The following is a 16,925-nucleotide window of genomic DNA, read 5'->3' on the forward strand; positions in this document are numbered from 1 at the left end:
AGATTCAATTGAATCACAACTTAATGATGGCTGAGTAGAGTGCAGCCCGTACCCAGCCACTTGAGTTCCATCATGTCAACGCCGATTGCCTCCCTCGACACGCCCGTTGCACTCGTCGACGTCCCGCGAATGCAGCGAAATATCCAGCGCATGCAACAGCGCATGAACAGCCTCGGCGTGCGTTTGCGCCCGCACATCAAAACCAGCAAGTGCCTGCCGGTGATAGAGGCACAGATAGCCTCGGGCGCCAGCGGTGTGACGGTTTCCACACTGAAGGAGGCTGAGCACTGTTTCACGCAGGGCATCAGCGATGTGTTCTATGCCGTTGCAATCGCGCCGGGCAAGTTACCCCAGGCACTGGCACTGCGGCGCAAGGGCTGCAACCTGAGCCTGCTCACCGATAGCGTCGCGGGGGCCCAAGCTATCGTCGCGTTCGCACAGCAACACGACGAACGCTTCGACGTATGGATCGAAATCGATTGCGACGGCCACCGCTCTGGCCTCGCCACTGAAGACAACGCACTTATCGATGTCGCGCGCATCCTGAGCAAAGGCGGCATGTCCCTGCGAGGTGTGATGACCCACGCCGGTTCCAGCTACGAGTTGGACAGCCTTGAAGCCCTGCAAGCGCTGGCTGAACAAGAACGCGCGCTGTGCGTACGCGCCGCAGAACGAATCCGCGAAACCGGGTTGACGTGCCCTGAGGTCAGCATCGGGTCCACGCCCACGGCACTCTCGGCCCTGAATCTGGACGGCGTCACCGAAGTGCGCGCCGGCGTCTATGTATTTTTCGACTTGGTGATGCACAACATCGGCGTCTGTCAGGCAGACGAGTTGGCGCTGAGTGTGCTGACCACCGTCATCGGCCATCAGCAGGACAAAGGCTGGATCATCACGGACGCCGGCTGGATGGCCATGAGCCGGGATCGCGGCACACAGCGTCAGCGCCAAGACTATGGCTATGGACAAGTGTGTACCGAAACCGGCGACTGGATCGAAGGCGCGCTGGTCACTGGAGCCAATCAGGAGCACGGCATCATCACCCTGGGAACCGCCCAGAGTGACGACATTGTCGCGCGCTTCCCCATCGGCAGTCGGCTGCGCATCCTGCCCAACCATGCATGCGCCACCGGCGCGCAGTTCCCGGACTATCAGGCCATGGATGCCGAAGGCGTCGTGCACACATGGAGCCGTCTTCATGGCTGGTAATCAAAACTTGATCGAAATAGAAGCAGTGGCGCGTGGTGCAAAAGAGGAACGTCAGCAATGACAATATTCGAGGAGCCCTCATGAACAGGCAAAAAAGCGATGTACTGATCATCGGCGGCGGCATCATGGGTGCCTCGTCAGCGTTTTTTTTGAGTCGGCGCGGCTGTTCGGTCACGCTGCTGGAGCGCGACCAGATCGGTCAGTACGCCAGCGGCGTGAACTTTGGCAACGTACGCCGTCAGGGTCGCTACCTGGGCCAGCTCGAACTGGCCAATCGTTCCTAGGCATTGTGGAAACGCCTACCGGAGCTTATCGATGACGACCTGGAGTTCATCGCCAGCGGCCATATGCGCGTGTGTTATCGCGAGGATGAAATCGCTGAGCTGGAGGCCTACGCCGCTGCACCGGAGGCCGCGCAACTGGACTTGAAGATCTATCGTGGCGCCGAGCTGCATCAACGTTTCGGCTTCCTGGGTCCGGATGTCAAGGGCGGCTCCTACGCCCCCCACGATGGTCACGCCAACCCGCGCCTGGCAGCGCCGGCGTTTGCCCGTGCCGCGCGTCGACTCGGTGCGCGAATCGAAGAGCGCACTGAAGTTGCCGATGTGCAAAAGGTTAACGGCCTCTTCCACGTCACCACTGCCGATGGGCAGTTGTTCGTTGCCGAGCAACTGTTGATTACAGCAGGCGCCTGGGCCGCGAGACTGTCGCAGTGTTTCGGTGAACCGGTGCCACTGGAGCCCAACGGCCCGCAGATGTCGGTGACTGAACCCGTGCCCTACGCGTTGCCGACCGTGATTGGGGTGTTTACCAAAATCAAGGAAGAGGTGATCTACTTCCGACAAATCCCGCGCGGCAACATCATCATCGGCGGCGGCAACCGCTGCACCCCCGACATGCTCAACCGGCGGGCGTATTTCAAGCCGGAAAGTTTGCTCAACCAGATGCGACAAATGCAGCGACTGTTACCCGGAGCCGAAAAGCTGAACATTATCCGTGTGTGGAGCGGCATCGAGAGCTACACACCGGACTCCTTGCCGGTGATGGGCCCGAGCGGCACCGTGGACGGGCTGTTTTATGCGTTCGGTTTTTGCGGCCACGGCTTCCAGTTAGGCCCCGGCGTGGGGGATGTGATGGCCGAACTGATCAGTACCGGCCATACAAGCACCTTGATCAGTCCATTTGATATACGGCGGTTTACTCAGCCATCGGTTGCGATGCCGTTGCAGACGAGCGTACTCAGCACAGGAAAACTGATATGAACCACGCCTATATTTATCGCAGTGTAAGCGCGGCAGATATACCCGCAGCACATGCGCTTTCTGTGCACCTGAAGTGGCCTCATCGGGAGGAAGATTGGGCCATGGTCCAGCGCACGTCCGAAGGTTTCGTCGCAGAACTTGATGGTCAGTTAGTTGGCGTGGCGTTCGCCTGCCATCAGGGTGCCTATTCCTCCATAGGCCTGGTGATCGTGAGTGATCAACATCAGGGAAAAGGCATAGGACGCCGGCTGATGAACCTGTGCCTGGACGCTGCCGCACCGCGTACGCCGATCCTCAATGCAACCGAGTCAGGCGCACCGCTGTATGCCAGCATGGGCTTCATCGAGTTTGCGCGAATCCAGCAACATCAAGGCGTGCCACAGACGCCGGCGCCAATGCCCTTAATCAAACATTCAAACTGTCGAGTCTTGAGTCTGGCTGAGTACCCGAGGTTGATCGAGTTGGCCAATGCGGGCAGCGGCCTGGACCGTACCGAGGTACTCAACGATCTGCTGCCAACGGCCGAGCACGTGGTCGGCATTGAAGTGGACGGACAGCTGCAAGGCTGCGCCCTGCTCCGCCGATTTGGTCGTGGTCATATCATTGGTCCTGTGGTCGCACAAAACCAGGAACAGGCCCAGCAGTTGATCACACACCTGCTGAGATTGATTCCCGGCGCATTTGTACGATTCGATATTCTGACCGAATGTGGATTAGCCGGTTGGCTGGAAAGCCTCGGACTCCAGTGCGTTGACAGAGCGCCGCGGATGGTTTTGGGAGTGCCTCCACAATCAAGCGATGGCATCAGGCAGTTTGCTCTCGTGACTCAAGCTATCGGCTGAAATCACGGCAGCCGGCAAGGGTTTTATCGGAGGCTGTACCAGCGTAAACGGCTCAATTGCATTGATGCACAGTAAGCCTGCCAGATTCAGCAGATTATCCCTTGCAGACCTGAATAACGGCATATCTTGCCTAGGCCGTTTTGTTAGCTTAATTGAGACGACAGCGCCCTGAGGGTGTACCGGTCGCAACGCGCTGCTCTGAATCGCGCTCTCTGCGGCCCCTGCTTTTAGCCCCGCCTTCTATCGCTCCAAGGAGCTGGTTGAATGACAACACAATCTTCGAATAGCTACAGCGTTGATCCGCAAACGTCTCACACGTTTTATATCAACGGCCGCTGGACTTCACCCGCAACTCCGGCAAGTTTACCGGTGGTCAATCCGGCCAATGAAGAGGTCGTTGCACAGGTCGCGTGCGGGTCTGCCGAGGACGTAGATCGAGCAGTAGCTGCGGCGCGTGCAGCATTTCCTGGTTGGTCTGCAACGTGCGCAGAATCGCGCGCCGTGGTCCTTGGCAGAATCTACGATCTCATCCTTGAGCGAAAGGAGGTGCTTGCGCAGGCCCTCTCTCTGGAAATGGGCGCTGCAATCAGTTCCGCTCGGGCTATGCAAGTGCCGCTGGCAGCGGAGCATGTTCGGGTCGCACGTGATCTGCTGTCCAGTTATCGCTTCCAAACGGTTGAAGGCGGCACCGCGATTGAGCGTGAACCAATAGGTGTCTGCGGCCTCATCACGCCGTGGAACTGGCCCCTTTATCAAATCACTGCGAAAGTCGCCCCGGCCATCGCTGCCGGCTGCACAGTGGTCTTGAAACCAAGTGAACTATCACCTCTGAGCGCCCTTCTTTTTGCACAACTGGTACATGATGCGGGCCTCCCGCCGGGTGTTTTCAACCTGGTGAACGGAAGCGGCGCCGAGGTCGGCGCAGCGATAGCGGCCCATCCTGATATCGATATGATTTCAATTACCGGCTCAAACCGCGCGGGTGCTCTGGTTGCACAAGCGGCCGCCCATACGGTGAAGCGCGTCACGCAGGAGTTGGGGGGCAAGTCCCCGAATATTCTGCTTCCCGACGCTGACTTTGCCAAAGCCGTCCCGCTGGGAGTGATGGCTGCGTTTCGCAACGTAGGGCAATCTTGCAGCGCGCCAACAAGAATGATTGTTCCAAATAACAGGCTGGCCGAGATCGAGTCTCTGGCCGCAGCAACCGCTAATTCAATTCTGGTGGGTGACCCGCAATCGGAAGATACGCAGTTGGGCCCGATTGCCAACGAGGCACAGTTCAATCGCGTTCAGGCAATGATCGAAGTAGGCCTCAACGAGGGTGCAAAACTCGTCTGCGGTGGACCAGGGCGTGTGCCGGGTTTTGAAAAGGGTTTTTACACGCGACCGACTGTTTTCTCTGACGTGGACTGCGCAATGCGGATCGCTCAAGAGGAAATATTTGGCCCCGTGTTGTGCATCATTGCGTATGAGACGGTGGATGAGGCCGTAGCGATCGCTAACGATACGATATATGGACTAGCTGCTCATGTTCAGGCGCGCGACCTTGATCTAGCTCGTGCCGTTGCCTCTCGTATTCGAGCTGGACAGGTGCATCTGAACTACCCCTCTTGGAATCCAATGGCACCCTTCGGTGGCTACAAGCGATCGGGTAATGGTCGAGAGTACGGTGTCCATGGTTTTGAAGAGTACCTTGAAACCAAAGCCATCATTGGATTCAGCTAAAAAGGTTACGGCACGTCACATACCCAGGCCTCCATCGTAAGAAAAACAACCTGGCATTTGCTGCTGACCTCGCAAGGCAATTAAGGAGTAACTGTGGTCTGGTGGCCCCTGGCACAAGGAATCTGCCGAATGTGCATGACCCCCTTGCCAGCCCTTTGGGCAGATGGGATACAGGCACTCAAATGATCTACAACCAGACGTTCAACGGAGGCTCGCCATGCCCGTCCTGCCACACCCCGCTTATGTCTATCGGCCCATGACCGTGGCCGACTTGCCGGCTGCCCACGCCTTGTCGGTGCAACTGAAATGGCCCCATCGGCTGGACGACTGGGCGATGTTGCAACGCGTCAGCAACGGTTTTGTAGTGCTCGATGGCGAGCGGCTGATCGGCAGTGCCTTCACTTGTCCGCAGGGCGATTTCGCAACGATTGGCTTGGTGATCGTCAGCGATGACTACCAAGGCCAGGGCATCGGTCGCCGGTTGATGGAAAAAGCGCTCCAAGCGTGCGAGTCACGCACGCCGATACTCAACGCAACGCTCGCGGGTGCCCCGCTGTATGCCAGCCAAGGCTTCGTCGAATTCGGTCGAGTGCAGCAGCATCAGGGTCAGGCACCCGTGCCTGGCCAGGTGGCGCTGGCCGAGGGCGAAACCTGCCGTGAATTACGCGCCGAAGATCGTGCCTCGATCCTGGCGCTGGCTAACGCCGGCAGCGGCCTGGACCGGCACACCGTGCTCGCCGACTTGCTGGTGGAGTACGCCGTTGGGATCGAACGCCATGACAAGCTGATCGGCTTTGCGCTGCTAAGGCCCTTCGGCCGGGGTCACTGCATTGGCCCGGTGGTGGCGCAGAACCCTGAACAGGCCAAGCACTTGGTGGCGGTATTGCTGGCGCGGGTGCCGAATGCCTTTGTACGCATCGACATTCCGGCCGACTGCGGCCTCAGCGACTGGCTTGAGCAAGCAGGCCTGAAGCAGGTCGATACCGTTGCGCAAATGGCCTTGGGCAAACCACCCCACGCGACAGCAGGCGTACGCCAGTTTGCCCTGGTCACCCAGGCGATCGGCTGAATTTTTCTCTCGGAGCATCCACCCATGACATCCCCCAGCATTTTGCTGTTGGCACGCGCCGCCGGCAGCCAGGTTACTACGCACTTCAAAAAGGCAGCCCTGAACCCCAGTGACCCGTTCGGCGACTCGCGCGACATCGCCTGGCAGGGCTCGGACGGTGTGTCCGCAGGCCTGGTGCGGTTCAGCGGCGAAACACTGATTGAAGACTTTCCCCATACCGAAACGCTGGTGGTCCACGCCGGCCATGTGGTGTTGCGCTCGGCAGAACAGACCCTCGAGCTCGGGGTCGGTGCCAGTGCGGTCATTGGCCGTGGCACTCAACTGCGCGTGCAAGCGAGCACTGACAGCCGCTGGGCCTTCTGCGCCGTCGACCTGCCCGACAGTCCACCTGTACCCGGCCTGACCGCGCTCGACCCGCGCGCCCTGCTGACACCGTCGGCCGCGCCGGAGCCACAGATCCTGATTGGTCCCACCCCTCAGTGCCGCTCACTCAACCTGTTTGACGATGACGCCACCGAGCTGCGTGTTGGCATCTGGGATTCGACGCCCTACACCCGCCTCGGCCGCCCGCACAAACTCCATGAGCTGATGCACCTGATCGAAGGCAGCGTCACCCTGCAAGACGCCACGGGCATCGATGTGACCATCAACACCGGTGACACCGTCTTCGTGGCCAAAGGCGCTCCCTGTGCCTGGAGCAGCGCGGTGTACGTACGCAAGGTCTATGCGGTGAAGTAAGCCGGTGCACCTGGCTGATTTTCTTGATCGTTCGGATCGCAATGAAGGCAAAATGACACTAAGCTGTCGCTCATTTTTGCTGACACTACTGCGCCCGAACGTTCAAGGAATCAGAAATGCAAGACGACATAGAGTTGCTCAACGAAATGGAGCAACTCAACGAAAGGAACATTCACGCTAATAAGTTGTTCCATTCGTTTCGTTCAGTACCTACCCCCATGGAGTCCGATCAGTTCAACGCGCTGCTGCTGTATTTCGTGGCATGCCTGATCAGCAATCCTTTGGACGCTTTGGAAGGCGAAGAATGCGTGTTCGTTCGACGCACCAATGCGCAGCAGTTGGTTGAGAAAACAATTCAATTGATTCAAGGCAACAGTGCTGGCCTTGTACGTAGAGACATTGTGGTTGAAGCACTGACGGCTGAATTCGCCAACCGTTTGATGGATGAGTTTCAGTACATCGAACCGCACATCGGCAGGCGAAAGGGCTTTGCCCTGCGCGTCTTCGACATCATGCTCCGCCGCATTCTTTCAGAAGACTATCGGATCAGTTTCTTTCACGCCCACGTTGTGGCATCGCTCGCCGTCAGCCTGAGCAAACCCAAAACCCGGGTTGTAGAAACCTTCCCCTACAGCGGGGCCTCGTGCGTAACCGCCAATGTCCTGAAAAAGGAGTTGGATACTTTTTATCGAAAAGGTTACGGCCACCCTTACGCGCATCAAGACCTGATCAACCTAAGGTTGAAACTGCGAAATCTTGAGCAATATCCACTCCCGAAACTGGACGCCGGCGACCTGACGATAGTGGACAGTGGCCTGGAGCACGGACATCAGTTCCCCGCCCTTGCAACGGTTGAGAAGCTGATCAACCAGGACACCCTGGGCAATCTTGTGCTGGTCATCATCGATCGGGACAACGGGCACGAATTACCCGAGTCGTTGAAACACCACATCAGCAAGCATGACTTGTTGGAAGCCGTGATCGACTTGCCGAGTCAAGATCGCTTTGGGAAGCACACAGTCTTCACTGCGTGGCTGTTGAACGTTGCCAAGAAAAAACCTGGCGAAACCTTGTGCATCGATGCCAGTCGCCTGAAAGGCGCCGGGTATTTCGAGCCCACCTGGTTCGCCGCAGCGACCGTAGACTGGTGGCAATCACGCTATAAAATCGGCTCAAGACGCTTCAACGAGCTGTCTAGACATGGTCTTAATCCCTCATTTCTCAAGCACCTTGAAACTGACTACAGAGACCTTCCTGGCTTCTGCTGCGAACTGTCTACCGAGGTGGTTCTAAGTGCACCCACACTGACGGCATATCAGCATCTTGGGCATGAGGAGAACAAGTTAAAACTAAATAGCCCGGATAATCGACCGCTGTTGGGCATACTCTCGAGTAACCCAACTGCGCCTGTGTGCATCTACATCATCGGTAACAATGGCTCGGGCAAAAGCCAGCTACTCGCCGATCTTATTACTGACCTCAACAAACAGGTGCGTAGCTCGGTCGGTATAGCCTTTGGTGGATTCGACCGTTTCCCCCTTGAACGAATAAAAGAATCGTTGTTCGAGTACCAAGGCACCCGTCGCGAAGTCGATGACCTGCACCCGCTGGAGTTTCTGCACACGCTCAGCGAGGCCTTGCACGAGATTTACCAGGACGCTTCACGCATTGAGGTTTTTAACGAAGAACTTGATTTGCTCAAATTCAACGGTATCCACTACCTCGCCCCGATCAATGACCCCGACAACCCGATTGACGATTGGGAGCGCTGGATGGCCAGCTTCAAGTTGTTTGAAGGTGTGCAGGTCCCCATGGGCGATGATCGCTTCGAACCCGGCGTGCAACGCAGCACAGACCCCTCTATTGTGCCGTTCAGAAAATTGAGCTCCGGTGAGCAACAGATCCTCTCGTTGCTGATCAGAATTTGCGCCAACGCGGCCGACGGCATGGTGTTTCTGATCGACGAGCCGGAAATCAGCCTGCACGTACAATGGCAGCAACAACTCCCCCACTTGTTCTCTCGCTTAGCCAATAGTTTCGAATGTTCATTCGTGGTCGCCACCCACTCCCCCATCCTGGTCGCCAATGCGCGTGATGCCATCAGCCACTGCTTCGTCGCCGAGGAAATGACGCTCACCGCCATCCCGTCGCATCAACGACACTCAGTTGAGTCCATCCTGCTGGACGGTTTCAAGACCTGTACACCCGACAATAACGAGATCAACGAGCGCTGTGCGGTGCTTGTGTCGCGGGCGATCCGAGTGACCAATCAGCCAGGCCGGCTCGATTACGCTCAACGCAAAGTCTTGCGGGATGCACTGGCGCTCATGAAGAAAACACTGAAAGGTACCGCAAGCGATCGCGAGGACGAACGCTACGAGCACGATATGCAGTTGATCGATCACGCCGATGCCGCGATTAAGGAGTTGTTCAAGCGCGCAAAAGACCGGGTACCGTCATGAGCGCACCGTTGAGCGAAGTCGAACAACGTAGCCAGTGTGCGTCTTACCTGCAGCAAGCCCATGAGACGGATCGGTACAACAATGCCGCGGTGATCTATTTGCGCAAACTGCAGGTAAAGTCACGCGACACCGGAGATGTCTGGGCACAACTGTCGACCTACAACGAATCCAAAAACCATGGTGTGACGGGCCCTCTGCTCAAGCACGCGTTTCGCCGGTTCGTCGGCGCCCTGCAAGGCAACCGCTGCTGCTACTGCCGGCGCTGGCTACTCAATATTGCGCATGCCAAACCCATCGAACACATCCTGCCCCGGACCAGTTACCCGCAGTTCTCCTTGCATTTCTGGAACCTGGCAATCGCTTGTTTTGACTGCAACCAACTCAAGCTGAAAGCCAACTGGAGCCGATTTGCCGTCCCTTGGCTGGATTACCCGGCCGCGGCTGCGTTTACCGACTTCTACCATCCGCGGTTTCACCGTTATGCGGAACATGTCAGCTACGAGCGCACCGAGCACAATCATGCCTGCAATATCACTTATACGGGCCTAACCCCACAGGGCAAACATCTATGCAGCGAAATGCTCTACATCGTCGCCGCCCGTGAGAACCTCTCCAGCAACAACCCGACGCTGGCCGAAGCCATTGGCAGTATCCAGCAGTTTCAAGACCGCCATTCGCCAGGGGAACTGCCTGCCCTGGAGGCGTTTCGCAACAGTTTGAATGAGTCGATGCAGCATCAACTGGACGATAGCGGCGTGGATAGCGCCCCTCTTAGGGGCTAAAGACAGGCCAATGACGGCCAAGGAGTAGAGACAAGCCCTGAACCGTGAACGACTACCAGCGATTATGTGCTTGGCGCATACCTCATTCTCAAACGTCATAATCCCCTGCTCACCTGCGTGGTAATCTCGCGACACCATGAATAGACATTGATCGTCACTCGACGATGACCAGAGCCAGGAAAGAACATGCCGAAAATCTCTCACTCAGCGCTGCGCCGCAACTTCCGTGAACTGCTTGCAACCCCCATCTGCGTTGAAACCGCTTCCGTCTTCGACCCCATGTCCGCCCGCATCGCGGCAGACCTGGGTTTTGAAGTCGGTATCCTGGGTGGTTCGGTGGCATCGTTGCAGGTACTCGCGGCACCCGATTTTGCGCTTATCACGCTGAGTGAGTTTGTCGAGCAGGCCACCCGGATTGGCCGCGTCGCCCAGTTGCCCTTCATTGCAGACGCCGACCACGGTTACGGCAACGCGCTGAACGTGATGCGTACCGTCGAAGAACTTGAGCGAGCCGGTGTCGCGGCGCTCACGATTGAAGACACGCTGTTGCCCGCACAATTTGGGCGTAAATCCACCGACCTGATTTCTATCGAGGAAGGCATCGGCAAAGTAAAAGCGGCCCTTGAGGCGCGTGTCGACCCGGAGTTGGCCATCATCGCCCGGACCAACGCGGGAGTGTTGCCGACCGAAGCGGTGATCGAACGCACAAAAGCCTATGAAAAAGCCGGTGCCGATGGGATCTGCATGGTCGGCGTCAAAGACTTCGAACACCTCGAGCAGATCGCGCAAAACCTCACCGTGCCACTGATGCTGGTGACCTACGGCAATCCAAAGCTCAATGACAGTGCACGTCTGGCCAGCCTCGGCGTGCGCATTGTGGTGGCGGGCCATGGCGCCTACTTTGCCTCGATCAAGGCCACTTACGACAGCCTGCGTGCCCAACGCAAGCTGACCCACAGCACCTCGAATCTCAGCGCAACGGAGCTGACGCATACCTACACGTTGCCTGAGAGTTACGTGGCCTGGGCTGAAGAGTTTATGGATGTGAAAGAGTAGGCCTCCCTCCCCGCTCCCCCCCCCTGCAACTCGTTGAGTTGCAGGGGCCCCTATCCGTGCTCAGGTAAAAAATTGATTGCCTGGCCGAGGCAACCCCAGGTTTTCGCGCAACGTCGTACCCTCGTACTCACGCCGGAATATCCCGCGCTGTTGCAGTTGCGGCACCACCTTGTCGACAAAATCATCAAGCCCGCCCGGTAACCACGGGAACATGATGTTAAAGCCATCGCTGCCCTCGGTTTCCAGCCATTGCTGCATTTCATCGGCAATGCTGTGGGCCGTGCCCACAAACGACAACCCGGCGTAACCGCCCAGCCGCTGCGCTAACTGGCGCACCGTCAATTGCTCACGATCGGCCAATGCCAGCACCCGCTCACGCGCGCTTTGGCTCGCGTTGGTTTCAGGGATCGACGGTAGAAATTTGTCGGGATCGAATGTCGAGGCATCCACCCCCAAAGCGATCGACAGCGAAGCCATCGCGCTGTGCTCGTGTACCAGGCTGTCGAGGTGGGCACGTATACGCCGAGCCTCTTCCAGTGTGTCCCCCACCACCACAAAAGCACCGGGCAGAATCTTCAAGTGGTCAGGGTTACGACCGATCAAGCGCATACGGCGTTTTATATCCGCATAGAAGGCTCTGCCCTCCTCCAGCGTCCCCGGTGCCACGAAGATCACTTCGGCGGTTTCTGCCGCCAGTTGCCGCCCAGGCTCCGAAGCGCCGGCTTGCACGATCACCGGCCACCCCTGCACCGGACGGGCAATGTGCAACGGGCCACGCACATTCAGGTACCGACCCTGGTGATCAAGGGTGTGCAGCTTGTCAGGGTCGAAATACACACCACTGTCGGCGTCACGAATAAACGCATCGTCCGTCCAACTGTCCCAAAGCCCGGTGACCACATCGTAGAACTCGCGGGCACGGGCATAGCGCTCGTCATGCGCGTAAGCCTGTTTGAGGCCGAAATTCAGCGCAGCATCGGGGTTGGCGGTGGTGACAATGTTCCAGCCGGCGCGGCCATTACTCAGGTGATCCAGCGACGCAAATCGCCGGGCAACATGAAACGGTTCGTCGTAGGTCGTCGAAGCCGTGGCGATCAGCCCGATATGTTCGGTCGCCTGGCTCAGTGCAGACAATAAGGTGAAGGGTTCAAAAGACGTCGCCGTATGACTGCGCTTCAACGCTTCGGTCGGCATATTGAGCAAGGCCAGGTGGTCGGCCATGAAAAATGCATCGAAGCGCGCCCGTTCCAGGGTCTGTGCAAAACGCTTGAGGTGGCTGAAGTTGAAATTGGCGTCTGGAAAAGCCCCCGGGTAGCGCCAGGCACCGGTGTGAATGCTGGCCGGTCGCATGAAGGCGCCGAGCTTGAGTTGGCGTTGAGCAGTCATGAAGCACTCCCTGAAGATAATCCCCAGCATCGACGGGGTGGACTTTACCTGTCCAATAATCAAACGTGCTGGCTTATACCCTTGCGATAGAGCCCGGTTCGCAACCGTCGACTGAACCTTGTTACAAACGGAGAAGTGGGTTAGTTAACTTCATATCGCCATTACCCACAGAGAAGTTTTGTGTGTAAAAACTTACATAATTTTATTTAACTAAGCACGAAAAAATCCGCCGCAGAGTCTGCGGCGGCAACCAAAGGTTTTTGTCGAAGCAGAGCGGCTAAGACACCGTCAACGCTACACCTGAAGTCGATTAAACAACGTGAAGTTTAATTAATCGAGTTTAATCCATGGCCCTGGCTACACACCGCGAAAAACATGATAAAAATCAGCTTCGACACCCACGTCGAACACAATAAAAACGGTCACACCTCACCTGAAAGCATCTGCCCATAAACCTTATGTGCCCTCCAACAAAATGCGGTGTTTTGTGCGCGCGTTAATTATCCTGGGGAAGTAAATAACATGATCAAACAGTTGAGCCTATTAACACTGGCGATATGTGCCGGTATCAGCCAGGTGGCGCTCGCCGAGTCCGTCACCGACCAGGCCGACTCCAAAGGCTTTATCGACGGTAGTAGCATCACTGGGCTGTTGCGCAACTACTACATGGACCGTGACCGGCAAAGCGGCAAGGCTGACAACCGTGACTGGACCCAAGGCGCGATGCTCAACTACGCCTCGGGCTTTACCCAGGGCACCATTGGTTTCGGCGTGGATGCCTACGCCTACGGCGGGCTGAAACTCGACGCCACGCATGAAGACGCCGGCACCGGCAACCTGCCGACCGACCGCCATGGCGACCCTGAAGACGCCTACGGTTCAGTGGGCGCCGCAGTGAAGGTGAAAATTTCCAAGACCCAACTGAAATTCGGTGACATGCAGCCCACCGCCCCGGTCTTCGCCACCGGCGGCACGCGCCTGCTACCGCAGACCGCGACCGGTTTTGACCTGACCAGCAGCGAAATCAACGGCCTGGACCTGGAAGCCGGGCACTTCACCAGCACCAACAGCGGCATGACCAGCAACCATGACCACGATATCTATGCGACCTACGCCAACGTGGCGGCCTCCAGTGCGAGCTTCGTCGGTGGCAAATACACCTTCACCCCGTCCCTGAGTGCAACCGTGTATGCAGGCGAACTGGAAGATATCTGGCGCCAGTACTACACCAACCTCAACTACGTGTTGCCGTTGGGTCATGACCAATCGCTGGCGTTGGACGGCAACTTGTACCGTACTCTCGATACCGGCAGCGCCAAGGCCGGGGCGATCAACAACACCACGTACTCGCTGGCGGCCGCCTATTCATTCCTGGCAGCCCACACCCTGACGTTGTCGTTCCAGAAAGTGCATGGCGACACGCCTTTCGACTACATCGGCACCGGCAACAACGGTGCGGGCGAAGGCGGCGACTCAATCAACCTGGCCAACTCGGTGCAGTGGGGTGACTTCAACGGCCCGGGCGAGCAGTCTTGGGGAATCCGCTATGACCTGAACATGGCCAGCTATGGCGTGCCGGGCTTGAGCTTCATGACCCGCTACATCAACGGCTCGGACATCAATGGCACCCACACCCCAGTCAACAGCGCCTATGCCGGCGACTACGGTGCCGATGGCGACCACCACGAGACGGATGTGGAAGCCAAATACGTGATCCAAAGCGGCCCGGCGAAAAACCTGTCGCTGCGCGTGCGTGACGCCATGGTTTCATCGAATGCCGACCAGCGTGACGGCAAGTTGAATGAGCTGCGGGTGATCGTCGACTACCCGTTCACCCTGTTGTAATCACTGCGGGATCGACTCCAGCCGCTGGCGCATTCCCGCGCTGGCGGCTGGACCGGCCTGCAACCTGCACTGCTCCAATGCCACCACTTCTCCCTCGGCATTCGCCAACATCGGCTGTACCGGCCGACCCGTCTCGCGCTCCACCAATTCGACACTGGCGCCCTCCTCGGCGAAGTGCCGGTTGCCAAACGCGACCAGCGACATCAGTACCATGCGAAAATCCTCGCCCTTGGCCGTCGGCACATAGTCGTGACGCGGTGGACGCTCGCTATAGAGGCGACGCTCGAGCATTCCCGCCTCCACTAACCCATTCAGCCGACGCGTCAACATGTTCGGCGCGATGCCCAGGCTGCGCGAAAACTCATCGAAGCGGCGCAAACCCTGCAGCGCGTCGCGCATGATCAAGATGCTCCACCATTCCCCTACTCGCTCAAGGCTGCGGGCGATGGGGCATTCGTCGCTGGTGAGGGACTTGCGTTGCATAGTGGTTCCTGTGTGCGGGTACAAAGTTGTGTGACGCCATGTTACTTTCATGATGATAGTGACGTCCACACATGTGTATCCCTCAACGCAACAGGAGTCGATTGATCATGAGTAAACGTATCGTCGTGACAGGCATGGGCGCGCTGACGCCGCTGGGCGCCAGTGTGGAGTCGACCTGGCAACGTTTGTTGAGCGGGCAATCGGGGATTCGTCGCCTGCCTGAAGCCTTGATCGGTGACCTGGCAATCAGCATCGGTGGCCAGGTGCAAAGCATTCTGCAGGACCCTGAAGCCGGGTTTGATCCTGACCGGCTGTTGGCGGCCAAAGAACAGCGCAAGATGGACCGCTTTATCCTGTTCGCCCTGGCGGCGGCGGACGAGGCACTGAAGCAAGCCGGTTGGGCGCCGAAAACCCCGGAAGAGCAGGAACGCACCGCAACCATCATCGCCTCTGGCGTCGGTGGTTTCCCGGCGATTGCCGATGCCGTGCGCACCACTGACAGCAAGGGCCCACGACGCCTGTCGCCGTTCACCATCCCGTCGTTCCTGAGCAACATGGCGGCCGGGCATGTGTCGATCAACTACGGTTTAAAAGGCCCATTGGGCGCCCCGGTGACCGCCTGTGCGGCAGGCGTGCAGGCCATCGGCGACGCGGCGCGGATGATCCGTGCCGGGGAAATCGATGTCGCGGTGTGCGGCGGTGCGGAAGCGGCGATTCATCGGGTCAGCCTGGCCGGTTTCGCGGCGGCGCGGGCGTTGTCCAGCGACTTCAACGACACACCTGAGCGCGCCTCACGGCCGTTCGACCAGGCGCGTGACGGTTTTGTGATGGGTGAAGGCGCCGGCATTCTGGTCATTGAATCGCTGGAACACGCCCTGGCCCGAGGCGCGCAGCCCATCGCCGAACTGGTGGGCTACGGCACCAGCGCCGACGCTTATCACATGACCGCAGGCCCGGAAGACGGTGACGGTGCGCGTCGGGCGATGACTCAGGCATTGCGTCAGGCTGGTATCGAGGCGTCTGCCGTGCAGTATCTGAATGCTCACGCCACGTCCACGCCCGTGGGTGACAAAGGCGAACTGGCGGCGATCAAGACGGTATTCGGTACCGGTGGTAGCCCGGCGATCAGCTCGACCAAATCCGCCACCGGCCATCTATTGGGCGCAGCGGGCGGGATCGAAGCCATCTTTACCGTGCTTGCCCTGCGCGATCAGGTTGCCCCGGTGACGCTCAACCTGGAAAACCCGGATGCCCTCGCCGACGGCCTGGATATGGTGCGTGGCGAAGCGCGGCGGATGCCGATTGAATACGCGCTGTCCAATGGCTTCGGTTTTGGTGGTGTGAATGCCAGCGTGCTGTTCCGGCGCTGGGTGTAGTTTGCCCCTGGGGTAGTTTTCGAGGACCATGGGCGCCTTTCTGAACTTGCCAATGAGAGGCGCCCATGGCCAACCACGACCTGTCCTACACCCCTGATCCGGATGCCGACTCGATTTCCTCCGACGTGATCGGTTTCAACGGCATCCTGGTCTCCACCCAGATCCCGACCCGCGCTGATGGCAGCCTGGAACTGGGGGATATCACGCTGCAAAGTGAATGCACTTTGCAAGCGCTGAAGGTCGCGCTGGAGAAGGCCGGCAGCTCCATGGACCGGGTAATGCACCTGACCATCTACCTGACCGACATGGCCGACCGTGCCGCTTTCAATGAAGTCTATAAGCGCTTTTTCGCCAAGCCGTGGCCTGTGCGTGCGGCTGTTGGCGTGGCTGCGTTGGCGGTAGAAGGTATGCGGGTGGAAGTCACTGCAATGGCAGCCAAGGCCTGAGACTGTGGGTGCTGCTGGGCCGCTGAGTACATATCCGTTTTTGGGGTAACGGCGGCTTATGGTTCCGCTTTTACAGCGGGTCACTTTTGGAAAAGAGCCCGGAATGCCGGCCCAGCCAAAAGTAACCAAAAGGGCTCTTGCCCCACCACTCGGCACCTCGCCTAGGCTCGGTGTGCCCGCACTCCGGCACGGCTGCGCGGGTCGCCGCGATGGGCCATCCCTGGCCCAGCGCGGCTAAACCGGC

Annotated in this window: 13 protein-coding genes and 1 pseudogene; 12 read left to right on the forward strand and 2 right to left on the reverse strand. The window is 58.4% G+C overall.

Annotated features, from left to right (window positions below; genetic code table 11):
• Nucleotides 1–72: 72 nt before the first annotated feature.
• From BFL40_RS11340 to BFL40_RS11380, 9 genes and pseudogenes are all read left to right on the forward strand, one after another.
• Entirely contained in the window at nucleotides 73–1,209 is a 1,137-nt protein-coding gene (locus BFL40_RS11340; protein ID WP_071484069.1) for a DSD1 family PLP-dependent enzyme, read from the forward strand.
• A gap of 80 nt (nucleotides 1,210–1,289) precedes the next feature.
• Nucleotides 1,290–2,471: pseudogene (locus BFL40_RS11345) on the forward strand (NAD(P)/FAD-dependent oxidoreductase).
• On the forward strand, nucleotides 2,468–3,313 hold the full coding sequence (locus tag BFL40_RS11350) for a GNAT family N-acetyltransferase (RefSeq protein WP_071484070.1): 846 nt from the start codon (nucleotides 2,468–2,470) through the stop codon (nucleotides 3,311–3,313). The pseudogene BFL40_RS11345 and the gene BFL40_RS11350 overlap by 4 nt, the downstream one beginning before the upstream one ends.
• 264 nt (nucleotides 3,314–3,577) lie before the next feature.
• Nucleotides 3,578–5,038, forward strand: a complete 1,461-nt coding sequence (locus tag BFL40_RS11355; protein WP_071484071.1) for an aldehyde dehydrogenase family protein — start codon at nucleotides 3,578–3,580, stop codon at nucleotides 5,036–5,038.
• Between the two features lie 217 nt (nucleotides 5,039–5,255).
• The gene (locus BFL40_RS11360; protein WP_071484072.1) at nucleotides 5,256–6,107 is read left to right on the forward strand and encodes a GNAT family N-acetyltransferase; all 852 of its coding nucleotides are present in this window, start codon (nucleotides 5,256–5,258) and stop codon (nucleotides 6,105–6,107) included.
• A 24-nt stretch (nucleotides 6,108–6,131) separates the two neighbouring features.
• Nucleotides 6,132–6,845: a cupin domain-containing protein gene (locus BFL40_RS11365; RefSeq protein WP_071484073.1), complete on the forward strand. Its 714-nt coding sequence runs from the start codon at nucleotides 6,132–6,134 to the stop codon at nucleotides 6,843–6,845.
• A 116-nt stretch (nucleotides 6,846–6,961) separates the two neighbouring features.
• On the forward strand, nucleotides 6,962–9,307 hold the full coding sequence (locus BFL40_RS11370; protein WP_071484074.1) for an AAA family ATPase: 2,346 nt from the start codon (nucleotides 6,962–6,964) through the stop codon (nucleotides 9,305–9,307).
• Nucleotides 9,304–10,089: an HNH endonuclease gene (locus tag BFL40_RS11375; protein WP_071484075.1), complete on the forward strand. Its 786-nt coding sequence runs from the start codon at nucleotides 9,304–9,306 to the stop codon at nucleotides 10,087–10,089. The genes BFL40_RS11370 and BFL40_RS11375 overlap by 4 nt, the downstream gene beginning before the upstream one ends.
• 186 nt (nucleotides 10,090–10,275) lie before the next feature.
• Nucleotides 10,276–11,145, forward strand: a complete 870-nt coding sequence (locus tag BFL40_RS11380) for an isocitrate lyase/PEP mutase family protein (RefSeq protein WP_071484076.1) — start codon at nucleotides 10,276–10,278, stop codon at nucleotides 11,143–11,145.
• A 60-nt stretch (nucleotides 11,146–11,205) separates the two neighbouring features.
• On the opposite strand, the gene BFL40_RS11385 is transcribed toward BFL40_RS11380, so the two are convergent.
• Nucleotides 11,206–12,531, reverse strand: a complete 1,326-nt coding sequence (locus BFL40_RS11385; protein WP_071484077.1) for an LLM class flavin-dependent oxidoreductase — start codon at nucleotides 12,529–12,531, stop codon at nucleotides 11,206–11,208.
• A gap of 522 nt (nucleotides 12,532–13,053) precedes the next feature.
• Between BFL40_RS11385 and BFL40_RS11390 the strand changes: the two genes are divergently transcribed.
• Nucleotides 13,054–14,376: an OprD family porin gene (locus tag BFL40_RS11390; RefSeq protein ID WP_071484078.1), complete on the forward strand. Its 1,323-nt coding sequence runs from the start codon at nucleotides 13,054–13,056 to the stop codon at nucleotides 14,374–14,376.
• On the opposite strand, the gene BFL40_RS11395 is transcribed toward BFL40_RS11390, so the two are convergent.
• Nucleotides 14,377–14,859, reverse strand: coding sequence for a winged helix-turn-helix transcriptional regulator (locus BFL40_RS11395; RefSeq protein ID WP_071484079.1), 483 nt, complete (start codon nucleotides 14,857–14,859; stop codon nucleotides 14,377–14,379). It lies immediately after the preceding gene.
• 107 nt (nucleotides 14,860–14,966) lie between these two features.
• Between BFL40_RS11395 and fabF the strand changes: the two genes are divergently transcribed.
• Together fabF and BFL40_RS11405 are read left to right on the forward strand one after the other, a co-directional pair.
• Nucleotides 14,967–16,235, forward strand: a complete 1,269-nt coding sequence (gene fabF / locus BFL40_RS11400) for a beta-ketoacyl-ACP synthase II (RefSeq protein WP_071484080.1) — start codon at nucleotides 14,967–14,969, stop codon at nucleotides 16,233–16,235.
• Between the two features lie 65 nt (nucleotides 16,236–16,300).
• Entirely contained in the window at nucleotides 16,301–16,681 is a 381-nt protein-coding gene (locus tag BFL40_RS11405; RefSeq protein ID WP_071484081.1) for a RidA family protein, read from the forward strand.
• The last annotated feature ends 244 nt before the right edge of the window (nucleotides 16,682–16,925 follow it).

This window comes from Pseudomonas costantinii (assembly GCF_001870435.1).
Taxonomy (GTDB): domain Bacteria; phylum Pseudomonadota; class Gammaproteobacteria; order Pseudomonadales; family Pseudomonadaceae; genus Aquipseudomonas; species Aquipseudomonas costantinii.